Origin of the sequence: Rheinheimera sp. (assembly GCF_037442345.1) — a bacterium.
Taxonomy (GTDB): Bacteria; Pseudomonadota; Gammaproteobacteria; order Enterobacterales; family Alteromonadaceae; genus Pararheinheimera.
Genome location: NZ_JBBIQL010000036.1, coordinates 1 through 24,032 on the forward strand (window position 1 = coordinate 1; position 24,032 = coordinate 24,032).

At 51.5% G+C, this 24,032-nt stretch carries 23 protein-coding genes; 14 read left to right on the top strand and 9 right to left on the bottom strand.

The genetic code is table 11. The features are described 5' to 3' along the window. Positions 1–228: 228 nt before the first annotated feature. Positions 229–2,691 carry an acyl-CoA dehydrogenase FadE gene (gene fadE, locus WKJ04_RS17330; RefSeq protein WP_337881565.1) on the bottom strand — a complete coding sequence of 821 codons (2,463 nt, stop codon included), beginning with the start codon at positions 2,689–2,691 and terminating at the stop codon, positions 229–231. 164 nt (positions 2,692–2,855) lie between these two features. On the opposite strand from fadE, the gene WKJ04_RS17335 reads away from it, so the two are divergent. Beyond that, a complete protein-coding gene (locus WKJ04_RS17335) occupies positions 2,856–3,620 on the top strand; it encodes a class II glutamine amidotransferase (protein WP_337881566.1) in 765 nt (254 codons plus the stop codon). Here WKJ04_RS17335 and WKJ04_RS17340 read toward each other — a convergent pair. The 8 genes from WKJ04_RS17340 to WKJ04_RS17375 form a co-directional block, all read right to left on the bottom strand. Then, complete coding sequence (locus WKJ04_RS17340; RefSeq protein WP_337881567.1) at positions 3,599–4,339, bottom strand: DUF3108 domain-containing protein; 741 nt, start codon at positions 4,337–4,339, stop codon at positions 3,599–3,601. The two genes, WKJ04_RS17335 and WKJ04_RS17340, sit on opposite strands and share 22 nt — an antisense overlap. Further along, positions 4,320–4,970 (bottom strand): phosphoribosylglycinamide formyltransferase, encoded by a 651-nt coding sequence (gene purN, locus WKJ04_RS17345; protein ID WP_337881568.1) that lies wholly within the window; start codon positions 4,968–4,970, stop codon positions 4,320–4,322. The genes WKJ04_RS17340 and purN overlap by 20 nt, the downstream gene beginning before the upstream one ends. Next, positions 4,970–6,010 (bottom strand): phosphoribosylformylglycinamidine cyclo-ligase, encoded by a 1,041-nt coding sequence (gene purM, locus WKJ04_RS17350; RefSeq protein ID WP_337840544.1) that lies wholly within the window; start codon positions 6,008–6,010, stop codon positions 4,970–4,972. Before purM ends, purN begins: the two co-directional genes overlap by 1 nt. An 80-nt stretch (positions 6,011–6,090) precedes the next feature. Beyond that, positions 6,091–6,498 (bottom strand): hypothetical protein, encoded by a 408-nt coding sequence (locus WKJ04_RS17355; protein WP_337881569.1) that lies wholly within the window; start codon positions 6,496–6,498, stop codon positions 6,091–6,093. 16 nt (positions 6,499–6,514) lie between these two features. Continuing rightward, positions 6,515–7,411: a LysR family transcriptional regulator gene (locus tag WKJ04_RS17360; RefSeq protein ID WP_337881570.1), complete on the bottom strand. Its 897-nt coding sequence runs from the start codon at positions 7,409–7,411 to the stop codon at positions 6,515–6,517. A 22-nt stretch (positions 7,412–7,433) separates the two neighbouring features. Continuing rightward, the gene (cmoB, locus tag WKJ04_RS17365) at positions 7,434–8,399 is read right to left on the bottom strand and encodes a tRNA 5-methoxyuridine(34)/uridine 5-oxyacetic acid(34) synthase CmoB (RefSeq protein ID WP_337881571.1); all 966 of its coding nucleotides are present in this window, start codon (positions 8,397–8,399) and stop codon (positions 7,434–7,436) included. Beyond that, positions 8,396–9,136, bottom strand: a complete 741-nt coding sequence (cmoA, locus tag WKJ04_RS17370) for a carboxy-S-adenosyl-L-methionine synthase CmoA (RefSeq protein ID WP_337881572.1) — start codon at positions 9,134–9,136, stop codon at positions 8,396–8,398. The genes cmoB and cmoA overlap by 4 nt, the downstream gene beginning before the upstream one ends. A gap of 61 nt (positions 9,137–9,197) precedes the next feature. Beyond that, positions 9,198–10,040 (bottom strand): DUF72 domain-containing protein, encoded by an 843-nt coding sequence (locus tag WKJ04_RS17375; RefSeq protein ID WP_337881573.1) that lies wholly within the window; start codon positions 10,038–10,040, stop codon positions 9,198–9,200. Between the two features lie 64 nt (positions 10,041–10,104). On the opposite strand from WKJ04_RS17375, the gene WKJ04_RS17380 reads away from it, so the two are divergent. The 13 genes from WKJ04_RS17380 (at position 10,105) to ybgF (ending at position 23,794) form a co-directional block, all read left to right on the top strand. Next, positions 10,105–12,918: a transporter substrate-binding domain-containing protein gene (locus WKJ04_RS17380; protein WP_337881574.1), complete on the top strand. Its 2,814-nt coding sequence runs from the start codon at positions 10,105–10,107 to the stop codon at positions 12,916–12,918. Between the two features lie 70 nt (positions 12,919–12,988). Continuing rightward, on the top strand, positions 12,989–14,767 hold the full coding sequence (gene aspS, locus WKJ04_RS17385) for an aspartate--tRNA ligase (protein ID WP_337881575.1): 1,779 nt from the start codon (positions 12,989–12,991) through the stop codon (positions 14,765–14,767). Between the two features lie 117 nt (positions 14,768–14,884). Then, positions 14,885–15,628, top strand: a complete 744-nt coding sequence (locus tag WKJ04_RS17390) for a YebC/PmpR family DNA-binding transcriptional regulator (protein ID WP_337881576.1) — start codon at positions 14,885–14,887, stop codon at positions 15,626–15,628. After that, positions 15,629–16,147: a crossover junction endodeoxyribonuclease RuvC gene (gene ruvC, locus WKJ04_RS17395; RefSeq protein WP_337840535.1), complete on the top strand. Its 519-nt coding sequence runs from the start codon at positions 15,629–15,631 to the stop codon at positions 16,145–16,147. It abuts the gene before it with no gap. 11 nt (positions 16,148–16,158) lie between these two features. Then, positions 16,159–16,782 carry a Holliday junction branch migration protein RuvA gene (ruvA, locus tag WKJ04_RS17400; RefSeq protein WP_337881577.1) on the top strand — a complete coding sequence of 208 codons (624 nt, stop codon included), beginning with the start codon at positions 16,159–16,161 and terminating at the stop codon, positions 16,780–16,782. 12 nt (positions 16,783–16,794) lie between these two features. Continuing rightward, positions 16,795–17,805: a Holliday junction branch migration DNA helicase RuvB gene (ruvB, locus tag WKJ04_RS17405; protein ID WP_337881578.1), complete on the top strand. Its 1,011-nt coding sequence runs from the start codon at positions 16,795–16,797 to the stop codon at positions 17,803–17,805. A gap of 785 nt (positions 17,806–18,590) precedes the next feature. After that, positions 18,591–19,016, top strand: a complete 426-nt coding sequence (gene ybgC, locus WKJ04_RS17410; RefSeq protein ID WP_337881579.1) for a tol-pal system-associated acyl-CoA thioesterase — start codon at positions 18,591–18,593, stop codon at positions 19,014–19,016. 37 nt (positions 19,017–19,053) lie between these two features. Continuing rightward, positions 19,054–19,674: a protein TolQ gene (gene tolQ / locus WKJ04_RS17415; RefSeq protein WP_337840531.1), complete on the top strand. Its 621-nt coding sequence runs from the start codon at positions 19,054–19,056 to the stop codon at positions 19,672–19,674. Next, entirely contained in the window at positions 19,674–20,105 is a 432-nt protein-coding gene (gene tolR / locus WKJ04_RS17420; protein WP_337840530.1) for a protein TolR, read from the top strand. Before tolQ ends, tolR begins: the two co-directional genes overlap by 1 nt. Next, a complete protein-coding gene (tolA, locus tag WKJ04_RS17425; protein ID WP_337881580.1) occupies positions 20,105–21,025 on the top strand; it encodes a cell envelope integrity protein TolA in 921 nt (306 codons plus the stop codon). The genes tolR and tolA overlap by 1 nt, the downstream gene beginning before the upstream one ends. A 4-nt stretch (positions 21,026–21,029) precedes the next feature. Then, positions 21,030–22,382, top strand: coding sequence for a Tol-Pal system beta propeller repeat protein TolB (gene tolB / locus WKJ04_RS17430; protein WP_337881581.1), 1,353 nt, complete (start codon positions 21,030–21,032; stop codon positions 22,380–22,382). A gap of 41 nt (positions 22,383–22,423) precedes the next feature. After that, positions 22,424–22,930, top strand: a complete 507-nt coding sequence (pal, locus tag WKJ04_RS17435; RefSeq protein ID WP_337881582.1) for a peptidoglycan-associated lipoprotein Pal — start codon at positions 22,424–22,426, stop codon at positions 22,928–22,930. Between the two features lie 21 nt (positions 22,931–22,951). Next, positions 22,952–23,794, top strand: a complete 843-nt coding sequence (ybgF, locus tag WKJ04_RS17440) for a tol-pal system protein YbgF (RefSeq protein WP_337881583.1) — start codon at positions 22,952–22,954, stop codon at positions 23,792–23,794. Positions 23,795–24,032: the final 238 nt, after the last annotated feature.

Consider the following 24,032-nt stretch of genomic DNA (forward strand, 5'->3'; position numbering starts at 1 on the left):
CACTTGGTTTGGGTCCAAGGGGTCGCAAGTTCGAATCTTGCATCACCGACCATCTCTTTTCAGAAGCCGCTTTAGCGGTTTTTTTGTTTTCTGCGTTTCGCATCGCCTTTATCTTGCCGTTTCATTGGCTCTCTGCTGACTGCCTGCGGGGCATTGTTTATGTTTGCTGGTTAGCAGGCAAAAAAAAGCCTGCACTCAGGCAGGCTTTTCAGTCAGAGCTGAGCCGGTTCAGGCTGCTGCAGAAGACGACTTTGCAGTTTCTGCAAACAAGGATTTATCGGCGGCCAGATAGGTCGGTTCAAAATCATCGACATTAATGGTATGCAGGCGGCCTTGTTCCGCAACACGCAGCTTTTCTGCTTCCTGCTCGGTAATGACACCTAACGACAGGCCCAATTCCGCTACTTCATTCAAACGGTAGAAGGGCAGACGTTTGCCGGCAGCCTGCGCTACTTTATCAAACAGCGGCTCGGCAGCCAGGATGTCCGTCAGTGCTTTTTCAATCAGACCAATCTGGTTGTTTGGTTCAACTGTCAGGTAAACACCGGCTGCCAGACGTGAACGGGCTTCACAAGGCGTTTGCATAATGCGGGCAACCTGATGATCCAGCTGATCTGAAGGTTTACGTAAACGACGACCCCAAGGGAACAGCAATTTACCCAGCACCACACCGACGGCGCGGTTCGGGAAGTTATCCATCAGCTCGTCCAAAGCTTGCTGCGCTTTGTACAGATTGTCCTCACAGGCCCACTGCACACAAGGCAGATCCTGCGCCGGACGACCGTCATCGTTAAAGCGTTTCAGCACAGCCGAAGTGATATAGAGCATGCTCAGAATGTCACCCAAACGGGCAGAGATACGCTCACGGCGTTTTAAATCGCCGCCTAAGGTTCCCATGGCTACGTCTGACATCAGAGCTAACGCAGCGCTGAAGCGGTTCATCTGTTTGTAGTAACGGGCTGTGGCGTCATTGTATGGGCTTTGTGAGAAAGCCGCATTGGTCAGACCCAACCAGACAGAACGGAAGAAGTTGCTGATGGCAAAACCAATATGGCCAAACAAGGCACGATCAAAGGCGGTGACAGCAGCACGTTCATCGTCCAGGCCTGCAGCCTGTAATTCAGCCAGCACGAACGGATGGCAACGAATAGCGCCCTGACCGTAGATAATCATATTGCGGGTCAGAATATTGGCACCTTCCACCGTAATGGCTACTGGTGCACCCTGATAACCGCGGGCCAGGTAGTTGTTCGGGCCCATACAGATGCCTTTACCACCGTGGATATCCATCGCATCGATAATGGCCTGACGCATACGTTCAGTCATATGGAATTTGGTAATAGCCGATACCACCGAAGGTTTTTCGCCCAGGTCAATGGAACCGACCGACATGGTGGTGGACGCTTCTGACATATAAGCGTAACCGCCCAGACGGGCCAGAGCTTCTTCAATACCTTCCATTTTGCCGATAGGCAGTTTGAACTGACGACGGATACGGGCGTACGCACCGGTCAGCAATGCTGCGGCTTTAATGCCACCCGTGCTGTTGGAAGGCAAGGTGATAGCGCGGCCTACGGACAGACATTCCACCAGCATACGCCAGCCCTGACCGGCCATTTTCGGGCCACCGATGATGTAATCCAGCGGTACGAAGACGTCGTTCCCCTGGGTCGGACCGTTTTGGAACGGCACATTCAGCGGGAAGTGGCGGTTGCCGATTTTCACCCCTGGGGTGCTGGTTGGGATCAACGCACAGGTAATGCCTAAATCTTCTTTATCACCCAGCAGCTTGTCCGGGTCTTGCAGTTTAAAGGCCAGGCCCAACACGGTAGCGATAGGCGCCAGCGTGATGTAACGTTTGTTCCAGGTTAAACGCATGCCCAGCACTTCTTTGCCTTCCCATTGGCCTTTACAGACCACACCAAAATCAGGGATAGCACCGGCATCTGACCCCGCCTCCGGGCTGGTCAGCGCGAAACAAGGGATTTCCAGGCCTTTGGCCAGACGCGGCAGGTAGTAGTCCTGCTGCTCTTTGGTACCGTAATGCTGCAACAACTCGCCAGGGCCTAACGAATTAGGCACACCGACGGTACTCGACAGGATCATGCTCTTGCTGGTCAGTTTTTGCAGCACACAAGACTGGGCATACGCAGAGAATTCCAGACCACCGTATTCTTTTTTGATGATCATGGCAAAGAAGCCTTTGTCTTTCAGGAACTGATAGACGTGAGGCGGGATGTCGGCACGTTCATGTGTAATGTGCCAGTCGTCCACCATGCGCAGCAACTCTTCACAGGGGCCGTCGAGGAAGGCCTGTTCTTCTGGGCTTAAGCGTGGTTTCGGAAAGTTATGCAGCTTGTGCCAGTCCGGTGAGCCGCGGAATAAATCACCTTCCCACCAGGTGGTGCCTGCGTCTATCGCTTCTTTTTCAGTGGAAGACATCTCAGGCATAATTTTACGGTACAGCTTCAGCAGCGGTTTGGTCAGGTAAGTCTGACGCACGGAAGCAATATTCAGTGGCGCCGCAAGCAGTGCAAAAATAATCCAGCTGGCCAGCCCCACAGTATCTGTGAAAGTCGCAACAGCCAGTTCAATGGCAATAGCTGCAGTAAACAGGCTCAGGCTGGCTCTGTGGTAGGCCAGCACCGCGACTGTAAAAAACAGCACAAGTAATAAAATTAAAACGTCCATCATATACTCCTGAAATCTAGAGGTCAGACCACTATCGACCTAGAGTAGTGTGAGCGGGGCTAAGATGCAAGTCATTCCTTGAGATTGGGCTTGATTCGCTGTCAGTTTTTGTTGCACTCTGCGTGTAATTCATTCCCAATGGCTCAGGCCTTTCAATAGCTGCTATGTGTGAACTTTTAGGTATGTCGGCCAATGTGCCGACCGATTTTTGTTTTAGTTTTAAAGGCCTGCGGGAGCGGGGCGGTAAAACAGGCCCACACAAAGACGGCTGGGGTGTGGCCTTTTATCAGGGCAAAGGCGTCACCAGCTTCAAAGACCCGACACCCAGTTATCAATCTGAAATTGCCCGTTTGTTAACGGACTATCCACTGAAAAGTACCAGTCTGGTGGCCCATATCCGTCAGGCCAACAGCGGTGGTATCGGGCTTGAGAATACCCATCCCTTTACCCGGACTTTGTGGGGCCGTTACTGGACTTATGCCCACAACGGCCAGTTGACCGGGTTTGAGCAACTACCGGTTGGGCAGCACCTGGTGGTGGGGCAAACCGACAGTGAACATGCCTTTTGTTATTTGCTGCACCGGCTGGAGCAGCAGTTTGTAACCGCACCAGCGGATCATAGGGCTGCTTTTGAGTTTATTGCTGCTGTCTGTCCGGAGCTGCAGGCCCTGGGGGTTTTTAACCTGCTGTTGTCGGATGGGGAATACCTGCTGGCCTATTGCAGCACTAAACTGCATTGGATCACCAGACGGGCGCCTTTTGGAGTGGCGCGTTTATCCGATGTGGATCTGGATATCGACTTTGCCAAGGAAACCACGGACCAGGATGTGGTGTCAGTGATCGCCACCATGCCACTGACCTGTAATGAGCAGTGGCAGGTGATGCAACCAGGCCAAAGCCAGCTGTTCTATTTAGGTGAGCCGGTTTGACCGTTCAGTTCAGACAGTTGAATATCAAACTGCTCGACGCCATCTTCGGCCTGCCATAAACGGACCAGCAGATAATCCAGCTCTGGTGCCACCCAGGCCAGCACCTGCTTGTCTTTTTCTGTGCGTTCAATCCGGATGGTTTTCAGCTTACCGTAAGGCAGCAGTACTAATTCTTCCGAGGCTTTTTTGTAATGGTACTCGCGCTCATTGCCGTCGCGATTCAGCACCTGGTAGACAAAGTCGGTTTTGCCGGCTTTCAAGTCCAGCACCAGTTGGGTCTGATAACCCAAAGCGTCCAGCCACTGCGCATTCCACGGCAGGGCTTTCGGCTGACGTTTTTTGCCAACCAGCAGTTGCTGCTGGCTCCAGTCCAGATTCAGCTCGTAATAGCGGTCTTTGCCGGTACCAGTGCGCTGCATCAGGTAACGTTGAGGCTGCACCCGGCCTTGCTGCAGTACAAACCAGGATGTTTCTGAGCGTTTATCGTCAAAGATCAGAAAACTGACGTCGCTGCTATAGCCCAGTTCATAGCCGCTGTCAGTTTGTTTCAGGTAGCGCTTGGCTTCGCCCAGTTTTTTACCGGAGCGAAAGGCATCGTATTTGGCATCAAAAAGTGTAAGACTCTGGGCTGGCGCCGGCTCTTCAGCCTGCAGAAGCAGCGGTGTTAACAGTAAAAAAAACGGCGCTACGAAGCGCCATTTAGTCATTGTCCTCGTCATCAGCGTATCCATGTTCAGATAAGACCTGGCCGTCTAACAATGCCTGATCTGCGTTCTGTTGTAAACGCTGCTGACAAAACCAGCGCACCACCAAAGGATAAATGCGGTGTTCCTGCTCATGCACCCGTGCAGCCACCAGTTCGGCATCGTCTTCCGGAAAAATAGGCACTTTGGCCTGCAACACCACGGGCCCACCATCCAGTTCTGCCGTGACAAAATGCACTGAGCAGCCATGTTCGGTGTCACCGGCATCTATAGCACGCTGGTGGGTATTCAGGCCCTGGTACTTGGGCAGCAGCGAAGGATGAATATTCAGCAAACGCCCCTGATAATGGGCCACAAAAGCCGGGGTCAGAATACGCATAAAACCGGCCAGTACCACCAAATCAGGCTGATGGCTGTCAATCAGCTGAATTAAGGCGGTGTCGTAGTCTTCGCGGCTGTCGTAGTCCTTGTGGCTCAGCACCGCAGAGGTGACACCGGCAGTTTCAGCACGTTTCAGGCCATAGGCCGATGCTTTGTTGGAGATCACCGCCTTCACCCGGCCAGGGATAAAACCGGCGCTGCAGGCGTCGAGGATTGCCTGCAGATTTGAACCTGAGCCGGAGATCAGTACAACAATGGATTTCATTAGTGGATAACGACCTGAGCTTCATCTGCTGAGGCGGTCTGAATTTCGCCTAAATGCCAGGCGTTTTCGCCGGCGGCTTTCAGTTGCGTCAGGGCTGCATCCAGCTGCTCGGCCGGAACCACCACAATCATGCCAACACCACAGTTAAAGGTGCGGTACATTTCGTAGCGTTCAACATTGCCTTGCTGTTGTAACCAGTTAAACACCGCAGGCCACTGCCAGCTGCTTTCATTGATCACGGCTTTGGTCTGTTCTGGCAGCACCCGGGGAATATTTTCCCAGAAACCACCGCCTGTGATATGGCACAGTGCATGCACCGGCAGGGCTTTAATCAGCGCCAGCAGGTTTTTCACGTAGATACGGGTAGGCGCCAGCAGGTGGTCAGCAATGCTTTTGCCTTCCAGCTGAGTGTGCGGGTCCTGACCGCTGACTTCCAGAATTTTCCGGATCAGTGAAAAACCATTGGAGTGAGGGCCTGAAGAAGCCAACGCAATCAGCTGATCACCTGCTTTGACTTTGCTGCCGTCAATAATGTCGGCTTTTTCCACCACACCGACACAGAAACCGGCGATGTCATAATCTTCACCGTGGTACATGCCAGGCATTTCAGCGGTTTCACCACCAACCAGCGCACAACCGGCCTGATGACACCCTTCGGCAATACCTTCCACCACAGTAGCGGCCGTATCGACGTCCAGTTTGCCTGTGGCGTAATAATCGAGGAAAAACAGAGGCTCAGCACCGGATACGGCAATGTCATTGACGCACATGGCGACCAAGTCGATACCCACGCCATCGTGACGTTTTAAATCCATCGCCAGACGTAACTTGGTGCCGACACCGTCTGTGCCTGACACCAGAACTGGTTCTTTGTAACCGGCAGGGATTTGGCATAAAGCGCCGAAACCACCCAGACCGCCAATTACTTCTTTGCGGGTGGTGCGTTTTACCGCGCCTTTAATTCGATCAACTAAAGCTTCACCTGCGTCAATATCCACACCAGCGTCTTTGTAACTTAACGACGTTTTTTGCTCGCTCACGGCTGTCCCCAATGGCTAGAAAAGGTTGGTCTAAAAAAATTGCGCGCATTTTACCTTGGAACTGCCGCTGACAAAAGGATTTACTGACGAATACCCTCTGAAGCTTTGGCAAAATAGGCGGATAAACTCATTTCAGGACGGCTGACAATTTGGTGATAACAGATGGAAGCAAAAGGGAAATCTTTGTCGTTCACCTTCACGGCCGTGTAAGGTTCGGCGCTGTTGCTTTGGTCATAATGCCAATGGCCGGCACGGTGACGGATAAACACTTCGCCGGTGTAAGCGCCCAGGATCGAGCTTAAGGTAAAGAGCTCTGCGGCTGTATAGTGTTTTTGCTGATGCTGTTGTTTCAGCTGGGCCAGAACCTGATCCAGCTGGACTATAGATTCCAGACTGAAATCCAGCTCCACACCGGCAAAGTCGGAAACAAACTTGATGGCGTCGATGCTGGCGCTCTGCATCAGTTCAGTAATTTGTTTTTGGTCCATAGTTCAGTTCCTCAGTTCATTCTTGTTGTTGATGCTCTGCCAGCAGCAGTTCCCGCAGTTGTTTACTGCCCGGTCCCAGAGTCTCTTCTTTGGGCGTCACCAGTGATAACGGCACCACCCGGGCTGAACTTAAGGGAATATTAAGCCGGACAATCTGACCTGCGTCCAGCGCATCCTGAATAATAAAGTCGGGCAACCAGCAAAATCCGAGGCCTGAGCGCACTATATCCAGCGCTTCAAAAAAGTTATTGACTGTCCAGCGCTGCTCCGCTTTCAGCCAGCCAATATCTTTGGGTTTGCTGGCGGTGTCCCGGATCACAATCTGCAGATGCTGGCTTAAATCATTCAGGTCGAGCGACGGTTCCGACGCCAGCGGGTGTTGCGGCCCTACCACCGGAAACATCTGAGTCACGGTTAAAGGCTCGCCCATAAAGCCACGCGGAATACTGCTGGACCCCGCTATGACCAAATCGGCTTTATGCTCCAGAATCATTTCGGTAGAGCCGGTGATCACCGTATCAATAATCTGAATACGGCTGCCGCGTGACAGAGGATGAAACCTGGCGAGCGCGCGGTACAAAATCTGCTTTGGATACACCAGTTCAACCGCAATGCGGATTTCCGGCTCCCAGCCCATATTCAGGTTGGAGGCCAGCAGTTCCAAATCTTCAATTTGTTGGGTCAGGAAGCGGGAGCGGCGTAACATCACCTCACCGGCTTCGGTCAAAAACGCCTTGCGGCCTTTGACTTCCAGCAGTTCAACCCCCAGCTGGGATTGCAGCTTGGCTACGGCGTGATTTAAAGACGACTGGCTTTTATTCAGTAAATCAGCCGCTTGGGCGTAACCGCCGGCATCCACCACCGCCTGCAGAATACGCCATTGCTCCATGGTGGATTTGGGACGGTACGGCATTCAGTGTCTCCGGGGCTGAGGCTCAGTTGCGGGCAATAATCACGGCGCGCAGTGGAGCCGGATACCCTTCAATAGTCTTACTATGATCAGCGGGGTCAAGAAAATCAATCAGACTTTCATTTTCCATCCAGTCGGTGCGGCGTTGTTCCTCCAGGCTGGTTACCGACAAATCGACCAGGCGGGCCTCTTTAAAGCCCACCCGTTCCAGCCACAGCAGCAGCGCAGGCACGCTGGGAATAAACCAGACATTACGCATTTTGGCGTAGCGGTCAGTGGGTACCAGCACGGTGTGAACATCGCCTTCGACCACCAGTGTTTCCAGCACCAGTTCGCCGCCTGGCTTCAGTTGCTGTTTCAGCTGAGTTAAAAAATCAATAGGGGAACGGCGGTGATACAACACGCCCATCGAAAAGACAGTGTCAAAGGCTTTTAAAGCCGGTAACTCGTCGATACCAATGGGCAACAAATGCACCGCGGGGTCTGGGTTAAAGTGTTTAATGGCTTCAAACTGGCAATAGAAGAGTTGAGAAGGGTCGATGCCCACCACAAAACCTGCGCCTTCGCCACGCATCCGCCACAAGTGATAGCCACTGCCACAGCCCACATCCAATACCGTTTTATGAGCCAGCGGGCTGAGGTGGGGTAACACCCGGTCCCATTTCCAGTCGGAGCGCCATTCGGTGTTGATGGTCAGGCCATGCAGGGTAAAAGGCCCTTTGCGCCACGGCATCAGCTGTTTCAGGAGCACTTGCAGGCGCTGACGTGCGCCTTCTGACAAAGCGTCTGCATCACCAAAGCTGACCTGAGTTTTCATCTCCACAGTGCCTGGGGGGCTCTCTGGCAGATGATCCAGCACTTTTTGCCACTGCTTAAAATCGCCATGCAAGGCGTCTTTTTCCCACTGTTCCAGCTGGGCGGGCAGGCTGGTCAGCCAATGGGCCAATCCGTTGGCGGCGATTTGCTGGTAAAAGGCGTTAAAGCGGCTCATATTGGGGCTCCCTGTTTAATGGCGACCATGGAGCAGAAGTTAAAGCACTGAAACCAGACACTGATATGACTGAAACCGGCCGCTTCCAGCCGGTTCTGATGCTGAACTTTGCTGTCCGGGCGCATCACATTTTCAAGGGCGGTGCGTTTCTGGCTGATTTCCAGCTCGCTGTACCCATTGGCACGTTTAAAGTCGTGGTGCAGGTCAATCAACAACTCATGAGTCAGTGCATCCGGCTCGACAATTTTTTCTGACAACACAAAAACTCCACCGGGTTTGAGCGCCTGATAAATGCGCTGGACCAGCAGATCCCTGTCGTCTGGTGGTAAAAACTGCAGGGTAAAGTTGCTGACCACCATGGCGGCGTTGCTCATCTCAACCTGACGGATATCACCCAGTTCAACCCGGGCCGGCACATCGGAGCGAAACGCCTGCAAATGGCTCTGGCAGCGGGTAACCATAGCGTCGCTGTTATCCACACCTATGACTTCGCAACCTTCAGCGGCTATATTGCGGCGCATCGCCAGGGTGGCCGCGCCTAAGGAACAGCCCAAATCGTAATAGCGGCTGTTAGCCTGCTGATAACGGGCGGTTAATTTGCCAATGGTCTGAATGATGGTCTGATAGCCCGGTACCGAACGTTGGATCATGTCAGGAAATACATCGACCACTGTCGCGTCAAAACGGAAATCCTGAATATGACCCAGAGGGTCGGCATAAATCTGATCTTTGTTCATAAAAGGTACCGGCAGCAAAAAAACGGCCGCCAGTTTACCTGAATTCAGTGACGCTGCGAACTCAGAGCAGGTTAAGCTGAGGCGGCGGTGCCAGCCAGGGCTGCAAAATCGGGTGGTTGATGCCCAATTCCTGCACAAACTGACGGGCCAGCAGCGGTGAGGTTTGATTGTCCGGGCTGTGAAAAAACAGATAGGGGCTGCGGCCTTCATGGAGCCATTGCCGTACCTTGCCCAGCCATGGTTGGTAATAAAGGCGGTTCCTGTCCGGATCATCGACGCCGACAAAACGCAGCATCGGCGTCTGACTCAGCGCTATGGCGTGCACAGGCAAATAAGGCTTTTTACGCTGCGCTTCGGCCAATTGGGCTGTCGTTGGAGCCACCGAAAACAGCGCACGAGAATCAAAAATTACCCGCTCTGTTTCCCAATCCCGCAGCAGCCGGTTCAGCCGGATTTCGTGTTCGGCTTTGTCAAAAAATGCCGGGTGCCGCACTTCTACAGCCAAAGGGTACAGCGGCCGCACTGCGCCAAGCATTTGTTGCAACCAGGGCATAGCCGCCGGGCTGAAATGCGCTGGCAATTGCAAATGCAGCAGGCCAATTTTGTTGCGTAGTGGCAAAAACAGTTGCAACCACTGGTGCAGCAGTTCGGGTTGCCACTGATCAAACTGGTGGCTGATGCTGCGGGGTAATTTCAGCGTAAAACGAAAGTCTGCCTGGCTTTGCTGCAGCCATTTCTGAATGTTTTCTGTCGTCGGTGTGGCGTAAAAAGTGGTATTGCCCTCGACCGAATTGAAAAAGCGGCTATAGTTAGCTAAGAAATCAGATGGCGCCAGGTCATTGTCATATAACAGATTTTTCCAGTCTGTATTGGCCCAGACCGGGCAGCCTAAATACAAAGTCATCTTATCCGTTTACGCTGGCAACCCCAAAGTCGCGTAGTGTACGAAAAATTATGATGCAGGCGCTATGTTCAGGATTCTAAGTTGTGTATTGATGCTGTTACTGGCGCCCTTACTGCAGGCTGCGGAACTCTCTGCCTTAAAGGCGCAACTGAAAGTAGCGGTTTCCAATGATTCCTATCCTTATATGTTTACCGATGAGCAAGGCCGTCCTGCAGGCCTGGTGGTGGATTTCTGGCAGCAGGTGGCCGAAGCGCAGCACCTGGACTTGGAATTTATAGCAGTCGACTGGCCACAAAGCCTGCAGTTACTGGCGGAACAAAAAGTGGATTTTCACGGCGGACTGGGAGAAACGCCGGTGCGGGCTCAACAGTTTTTGCTGGGCAAAAGTTATCTGGAACTGACCAGCAATGTATTTGTGCATCGGGATCTGAACCGGGTGATCAGTCTGGCCGACTTGTTGCCTCTGGTGGTGGGTACTGTGGCGAACGCCACCCATGCGGAACTGCTGCGACGGGTGCTGCCGGACATTACACTGAAAACTTACCCCCATGCCAGCGCTCTGTATAAAGCCGCGCTGGCCGGAGAAATTAAAGCCTTTACCGGTCTGGACCGGCTGTCTCCAAGGTATCCGGAATTCAGTCAGCTGGACTTGTTATTTCCTCTGTATAAAAAAATTCCTTTGCAGCAAATTCAGCTGACTTTTGCCACCCATAAAAACAACACAAAGTTGCAGCAGGCTCTGCAGCAAGCGGCATCCGCCGTCTCTGCAGAATTCATCGGTCAACTTGAACGGAAATGGCTGGGGATGGCAACGGATCCTGGCAGCCTGCTGATTGGCGTCTCAGTCGGCAATCAACCCTTTATGCATGTCAGCCAGTCCGGTGAGGTACAAGGGCTTTTTGTCGATATCTGGCGCTTATGGTCAGAGAAAACCGGTATCAAGGTGGCTTTTATGCCGGGGCAATCGAACGATCTGCTGGCCTATCTGCATAAAAGCCGCATTGATGTGCAAATGGCACAAATGCAGCACCCGGAAAAAATGGCCGGGTTGCAGTCGGCCTACCATCTGTACAACCTGAGTTCTTCTTTTTATCACTTGAGTTCAGCGCATGTGACAGGCCTGACGGATTTGGCCGGCAAACGAATAGGCCTCATGCATACATCCACCTATGCGGCTGATTTAAAAAGCCAGTACCCTGATATCCTTTGGCAGGAATACCGGACCCTGGAAGCCATGATCGATGCTGCCCAGCGCCAGCAGATAGTCGGTTTTTTTGCGGCTGATCTGATGGTGGTCAAACGGCTGAACGAAATGAACAGCGGTTCCGCTTTTACCGCTTTGAGTGAACCCCGTTTTGACAGTGCGATTCATTCACTGATCCGCCCTGGCAATGAGCGGTTGTATCAACAGATCCAACAAGGTTTTGCGCAGATCAGTCTGGACGAATTGATCGCACTGGAGCAGCGCTGGCTGGACCCTGCGATGTCAGCGTACTACCGGAAGTTTCGTGAGCAGGTGCCGTTGAGTACGGATGAAATGCAACTGGCACAGCAGGAGCTGAATGTGGGCGTGATGGCCAACTGGCCGCCTATTGAATTCATTGGTCAAGATGGGCAGTTCCAGGGCATGACCGCGGATGTGCTGGCGCTGCTGAATCAACGTTTAGGCGCCAGATTGACCGCCAAACCTTACCAAAACTGGTCGCAGTTGGTGGCTGACTTCGAACAGGGCAAGCTGGCTGCTGTGGCCAATATGTCCGATTTGCCTGAGCGTCAGGCCTATGCCGATTTCAGTGTGGATTATTGGACCTTGCAGTGGGTGCTACTGGGGCAGGCTCAGCAGGAGTCGGTGCAGACTGTGGCAGCGATGCCACCCAAACGTATTGCCATGATGCAGGATTATCAGTATTTGCACGAATTTCGTAAATCTTTCCCTCAGCATGAGCTTATTGCGGTGCCCAGTATTGAACAGGCGGTTGACTTAATGCTGAAAGGGGAAGTGGATTTTGTACTGGACAATATAGTGGCGGTGGGGGTTGTGCTGACAGACCCTGCACTGATCAATTTGCGGGTTCAGATCCCGGCGGATCTGCCAGCTGAACCCTCTTACTTTGCGATTCATAAACATTATTCCCAGCTGCGGGTGTTGCTGAATAAAGGCATTCAAACCATCAGTGATGCCGACAGAAAAACCATTCAGGACAAATGGTTGAATTTGCATGTTCAACAGGGCCTCGACAGAAGCCGGTTGATTGAGTTGATCCTGCAGGTGGTGGCTGTTGCAGTGGCCGTGGTGCTGGTGTTCTGGATTTGGAATTATTCGTTGCGTCGCGAAGTGAATTTACGCCGGCAAATGGAAGAAAAAATGCGTTTTATGGCCGGTCACGACGAGCTGACCCAACTGGCAAACCGTTCCTTGTTTATGGAGCGGCTGCAAAGCGCTATTCATCAGCATGCCAGGCATAACGAACTGCTGGCCGTGTTATTTATGGACCTGGATGGCTTTAAGCTGGTCAATGACCAGTATGGTCACGATGTTGGGGATGAACTTCTGGTGCAGCTGGCGCAGGTACTGAAGTATTGCGTGCGCAAAACTGACACCGTGGCCCGCTTTGGTGGCGATGAATTTGTGTTATTGCTGACCGGTCTGATTGACCGCGACGACGCGGCTATAGTGGCAGAGAAAATTTTGCAGTGTCTGGAAGACTCCATGGTGTTGTCTGTCTGTCAGATCCGGGTTTCTGCCAGTATTGGCATTTCGGTGTATCCACAGGATGGTACAGATGCAACGCAACTGCTCAAAGTGGCGGATCAGTTGATGTATCAGGTGAAGCAGCAGGGAAAAAACCAATACAGATTCAGCAGCAGGAAGCCGTGACAAAGCCCTTCATTTCTATATAATGAGCCCTCATTTTTGCTGACAAATAGCTCGGATTAAAGGATAAGCAATGCGCAGCCATTATTGTGGTTCATTAAAGGCTTCAGACGTAGGCCAGACAGTCTCCCTGTGCGGTTGGGTGAACCGCCGTCGTGATTTAGGTGGTCTGATATTTATCGACCTGCGGGACCGAGAGGGGTTGGTGCAGGTATTCTTTGATCCGGATTTGACCGAATTGTTTGAACAGGCCTCCAGCCTGCGGCACGAGTTTTGTGTGCAAATTACTGGTACTGTGCGGGCCCGTCCTGAGTCGCAGGTGAATAAAGACATGGCGACCGGCGAAGTGGAAGTTTATGCCTCAGCCTTGACTATTCTGAACAAGTCTCCGGCGCTGCCGCTGGACTTTAACCAGAACAACAGTGAAGAGCAGCGTCTGAAATACCGGTACCTCGACCTGCGTCGCCCGCTGATGAGCGACCGTCTGAAGTTCCGCGCCAAAGTGACCAGTTTTGTCCGTAACTTTATGGACAGCCATGGTTTTATGGACATCGAAACCCCTATTCTGACCAAGGCAACACCTGAAGGTGCACGCGACTATTTAGTGCCAAGCCGCACCCACAAAGGTCAGTTCTTTGCGTTGCCTCAGTCACCACAGCTGTTTAAGCAGCTGCTGATGATGTCCGGCATGGACAGGTACTATCAAATTGTGAAGTGTTTCCGTGACGAAGACTTACGGGCAGACCGTCAGCCTGAATTCACCCAAATCGATATCGAAACCAGCTTTATGAGCGCGGTTGAAGTGCGTGAAGTCACAGAAAAAATGGTGCGTCAGTTGTTTCAGCAGCAGTTGAATGTCGATTTAGGCGAGTTCCCACAAATGACCTTTAACGAAGCGATGCGCCTGTACGGTTCTGACAAACCGGACTTACGCAATCCCATGCAGTTTGTGGATATTGCCGATTTAGTGAAAGACGTCGACTTCAAAGTATTCTCTGGCCCGGCCAACGACCCGAAAGGTCGTGTGGTGGCGCTGAAAGTGCCTGGTGCGGCCGAAAAAGTATCGCGCAAAGACATTGACGCTTACACCGCCTTTGTCGGCATTTATGGAGCCAAAGGCCTGGCCTGGGCCAAAGTGAATGACAAAGCCGCCGGCCTGGATGGTATTCAGTCCCCTGTGGCTAAGTTCTTAACGGCGGACATTGTTGCTGAATTGCTGAGCCGCACTGGCGCTGACAACGGCGACCTGATTTTCTTTGGTGCAGACCGCTATAAAGTGGTGTGTGAAGCCATGGGCGCGCTGCGTCTGAAACTGGGTGAAGACTTAGGTCTGACAGTTCCTGGCTGGAAGCCACTCTGGGTGGTGGATTTCCCTATGTTTGAAGAAAACGATGATGGCAGCTTCTCTGCGGTGCATCACCCGTTCACCTCGCCACTGGATACCCAGGCGTTTCTGGACACCCCCATGGACCAGCTGGAACTGGGCAATCTGTTGTCCAATGCGTATGACATGGTGCTCAATGGCACTGAATTGGGTGGTGGTTCTGTCCGTATTCACAACTCAGACGTGCAGGCCAAAGTCTTTACACTGCTGGGCATCAGCGACGAAGAAGCGGCTGAGAAGTTTGGTTTCCTGCTGGAGGCGCTGCGTTATGGTGCGCCCCCACATGCTGGCCTGGCCTTTGGTCTGGACCGCCTGGTGATGCTGATGACTGGCGCTACCTCGATTCGTGATGTGATGGCGTTCCCGAAAACAGCCACTGCGGCCTGTCCGCTGACCGATGCGCCAGGTTTTGCCAACCCGCAGCAATTGGCCGAGTTGGGTATTTCTGTGGTCGCCAAACCGCAATAACATGTCTGGTCTGGCTGCAGGTGCTGCAGCCAGCTGAAAAACCGGCGACGTAAGTCGCCTTTTTTTGCTCTGCAGAGCCACAGGTGCAGAGTAAACCAAAGCACAATGGAGAGAGTTATGGCAGGGCACAGCAAATGGGCCAATATGAAGCACCGCAAGGCGCGTCAGGATGCCAAAAAGGTAAAAATTTTTACCAAAATCATTCGTGAACTGACGGTCGCTGCCAAATTCGGTGCCGACCCGGCAGGAAACCCACGATTACGTTCAGCCATTGCCAAAGCCATGCTGAACAACTTATCCCGCGACGTGATGGAAAGAGCCATTAAACGCGGTGCCGGTGAGTCTGGCGGCGAACACTTCGAAGAGCTGACGTACGAAGGCTATGGCCCGAATGGTGTGGCTATTATTGTCGAGACCCTGACAGACAACCTGAAACGTACAGTGCAGGATGTGCGTAGCGCCTTTACCAAATACGGCGGTAACCTTGGCACCAACGGTTCAGTCTCTTACCTCTTTGCCAAAAAAGGGGTCTTTAGTTTTGCGCCAGGGGTTAGTGAAGATCAGTTGATGGAAGTGGCGCTGGATGCCGGTGCTGATGATGTGGTACCGCATGACGACGGATCTTTTGAAGTGCTGACCGCACCTGAAGCTTTTGTGGATGTGAATGAAGCCCTGGAAGCGGCAGGTCTGAACGCTGAACATGCCGAAGTGACCATGGTACCGTCCACCAAGGCGGTTATCGACGCTGACACAGTGCAGAAGTTCTTTAAGCTGATTGATATGCTGGAAGATTTTGACGACGTGCAAAACGTTTACCACAACGCCGACATTGCCGATGAGGTAATGGCGCTGGTGGATTAAGTGATCATTCTTGGCATAGATCCAGGCAGCCGGCTGACTGGTTTCGGGGTGGTGCGTCAGACGGGCCAGAAGTTTGAATACCTGGCCAGCGGCTGTATCCGTCTGACCCTGAATGACATTCCGGACCGGCTGAAACAGATTTTTGACGGCATCAGCGAAATTATTCAGCAAAACAAGCCAGAGGTGTTTGCGATAGAGCAAGTCTTTATGGCGCGTAACCCCGATTCCGCCTTGAAGTTGGGGCAGGCCCGGGGGGCGGCCATAGTGGCGGCTAAAGTGGCAGGGCTGGAGGTATTTGAATACTCCGCCCGTCAAGTGAAACAGGCCGTGGTGGGCACTGGTGCGGCGGACAAAACCCAGGTGCAGCATATGGTGCGCACCTTGTTGAAGTTACCTGGCAATCCGCAGGCCGACGCCGCCGATGCCCTTGCTGTGGCTTTATGTCATGGGCATACTCAGCAAAGTTTAATTCATATGGCCGGGCAGGCGACCAAAACAGTGCGCCGCCGCCTGCGCTGACAAGGACTCCAATGATCGGCAGTTTACGTGGGGTGATCCTGGAAAAGCAGGCACCGGATTTATTAATTGAAGTGGCCGGTGTCGGCTACGAAGTGCAATTGCCACTGACCAGCTTTTACAAGTTGCCGGAAACTGGCAAGGAAGCGATGATCTATACCCACTTTGTGGTGCGGGAAGATGCGCAGTTGCTGTATGGCTTTCACTCTGCCGCCGAACGGGCCCTGTTCCGCCAGTTGCTGAAAGCCAATGGCATAGGGCCGAAACTGGCCCTGACGATTCTGTCTGGCCTGACGGCACAGCAATTTGTCCGTTGTGTGCAGCAGGACGACATCAGCACCTTGTGCAAGTTACCCGGAGTGGGCAAAAAAACCGCCGAACGTTTGCTGGTGGAAATGCGCGACCGCTTAAAAGACTGGGGCCTGAATATAGCCACACCAGTGACCGACCATCTGGTGCTGCAGGGCGACGACGTGGATTCTTTTGAACTGGTGGAAAATTCAGAACATGATGCCATCAGCGCTTTGGTTGCTTTGGGCTACAGTGCCACACAAGCCGCCAAAGCAGTGGAAAAAGTCAAACAACCGGATTTAAGCAGTGAGCAGCTGATTAAGCTGGCACTTCGCAGCATGATTTAACGGAAACCATTGATGATAGAAGCTGACCGTCTGTTAGGGCCTGGCGCCAACCGCGAAGATGAACTGATAGACCGTGCCATCCGGCCTAAGACCCTGGCGGATTACACGGGGCAGGCCCATGTGCGGGAGCAAATGAGCATCTTTATCGAAGCGGCGCGGGGCAGGGGAGAGCCGCTGGACCACTTGTTGATCTTCGGACCACCTGGCTTGGGGAAAACCACGCTGGCGATGGTGGTGGCCAATGAAATGGGCGTCAATATCAAAAATACCTCGGGGCCTGTGCTGGAAAAAGCCGGCGATCTGGCGGCGTTGTTAACCAACCTTGAACCGAACGATGTGCTCTTTATCGACGAAATTCATCGGTTAAGCCCGGTGGTGGAAGAGATTTTATACCCGGCGATGGAAGACTATCAGCTGGATATTATGATCGGCGAAGGCCCGGCAGCCCGCTCCATCAAACTGGATTTGCCGCCTTTTACCCTGATTGGCGCTACCACCCGTGCCGGGGCTTTAACTTCGCCGCTGCGGGATCGTTTTGGCATAGTGCAGCGGCTGGAGTTTTATAAAACCGAAGAGCTGGCACAGATTGTCAAACGCTCAGCCCATTTCCTCAATCTGGAACTGGACCTTGAGGCGGCCACCGAAGTGGCGCGGCGCTCCCGTGGCACCCCACGTATTGCCAACAGATTATTGCGCCGGGTGCGGGATTATGCGCAGGTGAAATCCAATGGGCAGGTGACGGTCGAAGTTGCCTCTGCGGCTTTGCATATGGTGGATGTGGACGCTCAGGGTTTTGACTATATGGACAAAAAGCTGATGCTGGCCATTATAGAGAAATTTGCCGGTGGCCCTGTAGGCCTTGAAAACCTGGCAGCAGCCATAGGCGAAGAAAAAGAAACCATTGAAGATGTGATTGAACCTTTCCTGATCCAACAAGGTTTTATCCAGCGTACGCCACGAGGCCGCATTGTGTCTGCCGCGGCCTATAAGCACTTTGGTTTTGATTTACCTCATCAGGACTAACCGGGCCTTCCATCACAGCTCCTTGTACAGGCGTGCCCCGGTGCGCCTTTTTTATGCCCTGCAGGTTGCATGACCATTGACAAGTCCGGCTGCATTTTTGATGTACCTGATGTTTGAGATATAGATTCGTGCGGGGTGTTCGCCTGTGGCAGCGACGCAGCAGGACAAGCTGTCGTTGGCTGGAAGGGGGAAGTGCAGGAAACCCGGAACAAAAAAAAGCCCGCTAAAAGCGGGCGAATGCAACAAGTTGAAGTAAATCTTCAAAATCCAGGGAACATGTTGAGAGAGCAACATAACCCTCTGCTACAGAGCGGTCACATCACCATGTATTCGTCACTACATCAGCCAGGCTGACGTTGCGCTAGTGCAGAACACGTGCGCATTGTAGAAAGTTAGAGTAATGACTTCAAACGAGAAAAACTTTGTTTTGAGATTAGTTTTATTAATGTGAATAGATATTCGTTTGGTGTGAATTTTATACTGGATTCGCAGAATTCAATTGCTGCAGACTATAGCTTTTATCAGATGCACTGCATTGGGGCGTCGTAAGTATTATAAATTTTGGGGTAGTCTGTGGCGGGCAGCCCCCAGCGGCTGGTCGGTGTTTTTTGTTGGTTTATCGTGGAGATGAAACTTTTGAGCGGAAATTGGTCTCTGTAGCAGGAAAATGAAAAACTGAAGCTGTAAGCGGAAAAAATATTTTTGATTTGGGGGCTTGCTGGCCTGTTGAGTTCGCCACAGGCCTCAAATATCATAGCGCGCAATTTGGACGGCAAAACGGCCTTATGTCAGAAATCCATCAGCTTGATATCAGAGTGTACTATGAAGATACCGATGCAGGTGGCATAGTGTATTATGCTAACTATCTGAAATTCTTCGAAAGAGCCCGAACTGAATGGTTAAGAACCCTGGGGGTGGAGCAGGACAGTCTGCTGGCTCAGGATATCGCTTTTGTAGTTCGCAAAGTGCTGATGGAAAATAAAGCGCCGGCGCGGTTTAATCAACTACTGACAGTAAAAAGCGAAATACGGCAGTTAAAGAAGGCCAGCATGGTGTTCTGGCAGGAAATTTATAATGAAAACGCAGACTTACTCTGTTCAGCTGAGGTTAGTATTGCGTGTGTCAAATTATCATTAATGAAAGCGAGTGCGATACCTCGCGACATTTTAGGGGTGTTATCTGGTGGCAACGGGCGGACTTTCTGTAGTTGATTTAATTCTTCATGCGAGCTGGGTGGTTCAGGTAGTGATGCTGATCCTCGTGGCAGCCTCTGTGATGTCCTGGGCCATGATTATTCAGCGTAATAAAGTGTTGAAGCAGGCTTCGGAAGATACGGTTAAATTTGAAGACAAATTCTGGTCAGGTGTGGATTTATCCAAGCTGTACAATGAAGTCAGTGCCAGAGCGTCAGCCACCGGGCTGGAGGCTTTATTTAAAGCGGGGTTCAAAGAATTTGCCCGCTTACACAAAACCAGCCGCAATGCTGGCTCTGTGATGGAAGGCACCCAGCGCGCCATGCGTGTGGCATTGTCTCGTGAAGTCGAGCGTCTGGAAACCAGCCTGGCGTTTTTAGCAACAGTTGGCTCCATCAGCCCATACATTGGTCTGTTTGGCACCGTCTGGGGCATCATGAATTCCTTTATCGCTTTAGGGGCGGTCCAACAGGCCACATTAGCCATGGTTGCTCCAGGCATCGCCGAGGCGCTGATCGCGACCGCTATTGGTTTGTTCGCCGCTATTCCGGCTGTAATTGCCTACAACAAGTTTTCGCATAAAGTGGAACAGCTGGAAAATGCGTACGCCAACTTTGTCGAAGAATTTGCCAATATTCTGCATCGCCAGGCTGTTGCCAGTGGAGAAACCAACTGATGTACGTGCGTAAAAAACGTCGTATGGTCGCTGAAATCAACGTTGTGCCTTACATCGACGTGATGTTGGTGCTGTTGATCATTTTTATGGTCACTACTCCCATCATTACGCAGGGGGTGCATGTTGAACTGCCGAAATCTGAAGCTGAACCCATTGAGCAAATGAAAGATGGCAAAACACCACTGGTGGCAACAGTCGATGAAGGTGGCCTCTATTACTTTGAAAAAGACGGCAATAACAAAGGGCCTTTTACTGCACAGGAATTGCAGTCTGAAGTAGCTGCGACCTTGCAGGTTGAACCAGGCACACAGGTCATCATTAAGGGCGATGGCCGGGTGAATTACGCCGCGATTATTCAGTTACTGAACTTATTAAAACAAGCCGGGGCTCCTGCAGTTGGTTTGATGACTGAGGATGTGGAGTCAAACTAATGGATCCGGCGTTTAAAAGGTCGCTTATTATTTCCGCTGGTTTACATCTGTTACTGGTGGTGTTGTTAGTAGCGAACTTTAATTTTTTCCGCAGTGAAGAAGTACTGGTGATGCCGATGCCTGGTGATATGGCGGCAGCAGTACCCTTAAAAGCAACCACTGTGGACAAATCTGCGTATGAAGAGCAGGTGAAAGAAATTAAAGAAAAGAAAGAACAGGAACGCAAAGCGGAAGAGCGCAAACAGCAGAAAATAGAAGAAGACAAGAGACGTGTTGAACGCGAAAAACGCCAGGAAGAACAGAAAAAGAAGCAGCAAGAGTTAGAAAAGAAAAAGCAGGAACAGGAAAAGAAACTGGCTGCAAAAAAAGCTGCTGATGAAAAGAAACGCAAAGAAGCTGAAGCTGAGAAACAAAAAAAATTAGACGCTGAGAAAAAGAAAAAAGAGCAGGAAAAGAAAAAGCAGCAAGAGCTAGAGAAAATAGAAAAGGAAAAAGCCGCGAAAGAAAAAGCAGCCAAAGAAAAAGCTGAAAAGGAAAAACGCGACCGTGAACAGCGGGAACGGGATGCGGCTGAAGAAATGATGCAGGAACAAATGGAAGCTGAAGCCGAAGCGCGTCGTGCCGCCAAAGCCGGTCAGATCCTGACAGAGAAACAGCGTTATCTGGCAATGATCGTGGCGAAAATTCAGCAGAACTGGTTTGTTGATGACACCATGCGTGGCAAAGAGTGTCGGGTACGGATGCGACTGGCGCCCAATGGCTTTGTCATTTCCGCCGATGTGCTGGACGGCGACCGCGCTTTATGTGAATCTGCCATGAGGGCGATTCAGAAGGCTGGGAACTTCCCAATGTCGCCGGATCCGGATGTGTATGATGCGCTGAAAGATTTAACGCCAATTTTGAAACCAGAACTGAGATAACAAGATGCTGAAGTTACTAGGAAAAACCTTGCTTACTCTGGCGCTGGTGTCGAGTGTGAAAGCTCAGGCCAGCAGTTTGGAGATTGTGATTACCGACGGTGTGGACAGTGCGCGCCCAGTGGCGATAGTGCCTTTCACCTTTGAAGGTTCAAATCTGCCAAACCAGCGTATTGCTGATGTGGTTTCCGCTGACCTGATGCGCAGTGGTAAATTTAATCCGCTGGCAGCAAGCCGGATGCCACAACAGCCCAAAGGCAGTCAGGACATTGATTACCAGCGTTGGATGAAACAAGGTGTTGAAGCTGTGGTCACGGGCAGCATCCGTGAAGTGGGTGTGAACCGCTATGTGGTACGTTTTGAACTGATGGACGTCTTTAAAGGTGCTGGCACGGGCGGTTCAGGTTCAGCCCTGATTGGTGGTCAATTAACTACAGGTGTCAGCCCTGTACTGGACGCCCGTGAAATTACCATCAGTGGTGATCAGTTCCGCCAGTATGCACACCGTATCAGCGATATCGTCTATGAAAAATTAACTGGTGAGCGTGGTGCATTTTTAACTAAAATAGCCTATGTGTTAGTACGGGACCGTGCTGACTTTAGATATCAATTAGTTGTCGCTGATTATGATGGCGAAAACGAACAGGTGCTGCTGCGTGCCAAAGAGCCTTTGATGTCTCCGGCCTGGTCACCTGATGGCACTAAACTGGCGTATGTCACTTTTGAAAAACGTCAGTCACAGATTTATATTCAGGATATCTACACAGGTCGCCGTAGTATTTTAACCAGTTTTAAAGGCATCAACGGTGCCCCTCGCTGGTCACCGGATGGCCGTAAAATGGCGATGATGTTATCCAAAGATGGCAATACTGAAATTTATGTCATGGATATTGCGACCAAAGCCTTGAAACGAGTGACAAGCCACAGGGCCATTGACACCGAACCTGCATGGTCACCGGATGGTACAGAGTTATTATTTAGTTCTGAACGTGGTGGAAACCCACAAATTTATAGTGTGAATATTGCGTCAGGTGTTACCAAAAGGGTGACATTTGAAGGCGAAATGAATTTAGCTGCATCTTACACTCCGGATGGGCGTGGTATTGTTATGGTCAACCGAACAAATGGTCAGTATAATATCGCCCGCATGGATGTGGAGAGCCGCTATATGCAAGTGTTGACTCGCACTTATCTGGACGAGTCACCAAGCATTGCGCCTAACGGCTCAATGATAATTTATAGTACTTTGTACGGTTCGACACAAGTACTGGCACTGGTATCTATGGATGGGCGCTTTAAAGCACGGTTACCGGCAGCAAACGGCAGAGTTAAATCGCCGGCCTGGTCACCATTTTTATAAAAAACGAAAATTTGGTTAATCGATATACTAAGGACAACATCATGAACTTGAATAAAGTTTTAAAAGGTTTGTTAGTTGCAGTGCCAGTGTTAACTTTAGCTGCCTGTAGCTCAACTGACGAAGTCGCTGCTACTGATGCAAACACTGGTGCCAACACGAACCAAGTGGTAGAGCAAGGTCTGTCAGCTGAAGAGCTGCTGCGTCAGCAACTGGAAGCGCTGCGTCAGGACAACACCATTTACTTCGACTTCGACAAATCAGCCATCCGTCCAGAGTTCGCCTCTGTTCTGGAAGCTCACGCTGCTTTCCTGCGTGCCCGCACTAACATCAACGTGACTATCGAAGGTCACACTGATGCCCGTGGCACTCCAGAGTACAACGTAGCCCTGGGCGAGCGTCGTGGTCAGTCAGTTCAACAGTACCTGGCTAACCTGGGTGTTTCTGCTGGCCAAATGTCAGTAGTCAGCTACGGTGAAGAGAAGCCAGCTGTTGAAGGCAACGACGAAAGTGCATGGTCTAAAAACCGTCGCGCTGTTTTAGTTTACTAATTCAACGAACGAAGCAAAGTAGTGAAAAAATCTGTAATTACTGCGCTTTCGGTGATTAGTATTGCCCTGTGGGCAGATCCGGCTCCTGTAGCCGATCTGTCCCGCACGGGCGGTACCACCGTCAAACCCAAATACAATTCCACCGCTGAGCGTATTGAAGCGCTGGAGCGTGTGGTTGAGGCGCGAGCGAATGCTCAGTTGCAAATGCAGCAACAGCTGTCTGCTCTGTTAGATGAAGTGGCTGAACTGCGCGGAGTCACTGAGACACACGCCTACAAACTCGAAGAAATATTGCAGCAACAACGCAATATCTATCAGGAAATGGACAGACGTCTGGGGTCAGGCCAGGCACCGTCTGCAACCAATCCAACCCCGGTTACTCCAGCTGTCACCAACGAGCCTGCGCCTGGTGGTAACCCTGCAGCTGTACTTGGTGGACAAGATCAAAACGCCGGAGCTGTTGAACCAGAGCCAGTGGTGTCAGCTAATGCCTCTGAAGGTGGTGCTTATGAAGCGGCCGTCAATCTGGTGTTGAAAGACCGCAATTATGACGCGGCCATTCCGGCTTTCGAACAGTTCGTTCGGGAATACCCGGATTCAGGTTATGTGCCGAATTCATATTACTGGTTAGGGCAGTTATTCTTTACTAAAAATGAAACCTTGAAAGCCAAGGCCCAGTTTGAACGGGTGGTTTCACAGTACCCGCAATCCAGTAAAGCGGCTGATGCGTTGGCGAAATTAGGCCAGTTGGCCGAAAGAGATGGTGATGTGGCAGCAGCCAAACAGTTTTATCAGCTGCTGGTCAATAAATACCCTCAGTCAAAGCCAGCCAAGGCAGCAAAAGCCAAACTGGATACACTGTAATTCTCTTACTGAAAAACAACCCCGGCTTAGTCCGGGGTTGTTTTTTTGTGCAGAAAATCAAAAACCTGCCAGAGTTGAAAAGGTGGGTGCTGGCTTTTTCAGCAAACAGTCGAAGAAAAGCAGCTTTCTGATAATTTTTGGTTGCACTGGCGCTTTAAATAAGTAAGATATGCGTCCGCGGCAGGGGTCATTAGCTCAGCTGGTAGAGCAGCGGACTTTTAATCCGTTGGTCGATGGT

What these genes read in the sequence shown, in the direction of transcription:
- fadE (WP_337881565.1), bottom strand. Translation starts at nt 2,691, where the DNA reads ATGGACGTTTTAATTTTATTACTTGTGCTGTTTTTTACAGTCGCGGTG.
- WKJ04_RS17335 (WP_337881566.1), top strand. Translation starts at nt 2,856, where the DNA reads ATGTGTGAACTTTTAGGTATGTCGGCCAATGTGCCGACCGATTTTTGT.
- WKJ04_RS17340 (WP_337881567.1), bottom strand. Translation starts at nt 4,339, where the DNA reads ATGACGAGGACAATGACTAAATGGCGCTTCGTAGCGCCGTTTTTTTTA.
- purN (WP_337881568.1), bottom strand. Translation starts at nt 4,970, where the DNA reads ATGAAATCCATTGTTGTACTGATCTCCGGCTCAGGTTCAAATCTGCAG.
- WKJ04_RS17355 (WP_337881569.1), bottom strand. Translation starts at nt 6,498, where the DNA reads ATGGACCAAAAACAAATTACTGAACTGATGCAGAGCGCCAGCATCGAC.
- WKJ04_RS17360 (WP_337881570.1), bottom strand. Translation starts at nt 7,411, where the DNA reads ATGCCGTACCGTCCCAAATCCACCATGGAGCAATGGCGTATTCTGCAG.
- cmoB (WP_337881571.1), bottom strand. Translation starts at nt 8,399, where the DNA reads ATGAGCCGCTTTAACGCCTTTTACCAGCAAATCGCCGCCAACGGATTG.
- cmoA (WP_337881572.1), bottom strand. Translation starts at nt 9,136, where the DNA reads ATGAACAAAGATCAGATTTATGCCGACCCTCTGGGTCATATTCAGGAT.
- WKJ04_RS17375 (WP_337881573.1), bottom strand. Translation starts at nt 10,040, where the DNA reads ATGACTTTGTATTTAGGCTGCCCGGTCTGGGCCAATACAGACTGGAAA.
- WKJ04_RS17380 (WP_337881574.1), top strand. Translation starts at nt 10,105, where the DNA reads ATGTTCAGGATTCTAAGTTGTGTATTGATGCTGTTACTGGCGCCCTTA.
- aspS (WP_337881575.1), top strand. Translation starts at nt 12,989, where the DNA reads ATGCGCAGCCATTATTGTGGTTCATTAAAGGCTTCAGACGTAGGCCAG.
- WKJ04_RS17390 (WP_337881576.1), top strand. Translation starts at nt 14,885, where the DNA reads ATGGCAGGGCACAGCAAATGGGCCAATATGAAGCACCGCAAGGCGCGT.
- ruvA (WP_337881577.1), top strand. Translation starts at nt 16,159, where the DNA reads ATGATCGGCAGTTTACGTGGGGTGATCCTGGAAAAGCAGGCACCGGAT.
- ruvB (WP_337881578.1), top strand. Translation starts at nt 16,795, where the DNA reads ATGATAGAAGCTGACCGTCTGTTAGGGCCTGGCGCCAACCGCGAAGAT.
- ybgC (WP_337881579.1), top strand. Translation starts at nt 18,591, where the DNA reads ATGTCAGAAATCCATCAGCTTGATATCAGAGTGTACTATGAAGATACC.
- tolQ (WP_337840531.1), top strand. Translation starts at nt 19,054, where the DNA reads ATGCTGATCCTCGTGGCAGCCTCTGTGATGTCCTGGGCCATGATTATT.
- tolR (WP_337840530.1), top strand. Translation starts at nt 19,674, where the DNA reads ATGTACGTGCGTAAAAAACGTCGTATGGTCGCTGAAATCAACGTTGTG.
- tolA (WP_337881580.1), top strand. Translation starts at nt 20,105, where the DNA reads ATGGATCCGGCGTTTAAAAGGTCGCTTATTATTTCCGCTGGTTTACAT.
- tolB (WP_337881581.1), top strand. Translation starts at nt 21,030, where the DNA reads ATGCTGAAGTTACTAGGAAAAACCTTGCTTACTCTGGCGCTGGTGTCG.
- pal (WP_337881582.1), top strand. Translation starts at nt 22,424, where the DNA reads ATGAACTTGAATAAAGTTTTAAAAGGTTTGTTAGTTGCAGTGCCAGTG.